The 1,193-nt window shown below is 41.2% G+C and carries 1 protein-coding gene; it reads right to left on the reverse strand.

Annotated features, from left to right (window positions below; translation table 11 throughout):
• Positions 1-35: 35 nt before the first annotated feature.
• The coding region (locus tag AC27IB_RS23465; RefSeq protein WP_487124056.1) for a hypothetical protein at positions 36-1,193 on the reverse strand (1,158 nt) is incomplete at its 5' end.

The following is a 1,193-nucleotide window of genomic DNA, read 5'->3' on the forward strand; positions in this document are numbered from 1 at the left end:
GAATACAAAGTTCGCGTACTTCAACTCATTTGAGCTTATGTAGAGAGTAATTTTATAAGTGATTTTCGCTCATAAGCTGAATCATTGATTTGATTCTTAATATCTTCATAGTAGGTTTTAACCGCATCTGCATTGCCAATTGCTTTATGCGCGTTAATTAAACCTAACATTGTATTCAAACGATTAGGATTGCGACTTAACGATGTTTCATATGACTCAATGGCTTTAATAAATAAGCCTTCTTGCATTAACATATCCCCAAAAAGTTCATTGGCAGGGATTATCGCCCCCGGCGTGATTGGGTGTTTTTGTGTTGAAAGCTCTAGGGCTGCCGCCTCTGACATTATAATTAAACTTTGTTCCGTATTTCCTTCAGCATATAGAGTCCACGCCTGCGCAGAACGCAATTGAATGGTAACTTGTAATGACCAGTAATCGCTATTATTTGCAATCTGTGTTTGTAGCTTCTTAAGTTGTGCTATTTCTTGTTGCGCGCTTTGTACTTGACCAGTTCGTGCAAAGCCAATTGCTTTTACAAAATGTGTAATTGCAACATACGGTCGGTGTGAATCATCCCAAGGAAAATCTGTAGGTATTTTGGTCTGTAGTCTGGTGGCAGCCTCCCAGTCTTGCCTTTCAGCGGCAAATCGAGCAGGGATAGCAGAAAACGCATAGGCAGACGCGTGGTTAGTCTTATTATAAGGCGCCTTTATATTAGCAAAATCATCAATGATGGTTTGCACTGCCTTATCATCGCCCTTTTGCAAGTATGCGTATGCCAAGTAATCAAGGGCATGAGTATAGTGCGAGTTAATAACACCGCTTGATACACACATCTCCCACGCGGTTTCTGAAGATGTTTTGTTCCATTCAATTGATTGAGTCCAATCGCCCAAGCGCGTATAAATGTGCGATAACATATGAGCGGCATGAGGCACTTTAGGTGTTATTTTGCCATAACTGTCTGCAATTTGGGTTGCCATGTGCGCCAAGCCCGGAACGTCGTAAGCATGAAGCATATAGTGATGCGCTCCAGGATGTTGTGGATTAGCATTTAGTATTTTTTGTGCAATATTTGCCGCTGCTTGGTTTTGCTCAAAACTCTGATCTGACTTATTTGCTGTAGCTATATGTGATAGCGCGTAAAAGGCGAGTGCTTCGTAATCTTGTGAAAACTGTTCGCTAAGTAACTT

Source organism: Alteromonas sp. 4NH20-0104, from assembly GCF_057547795.1.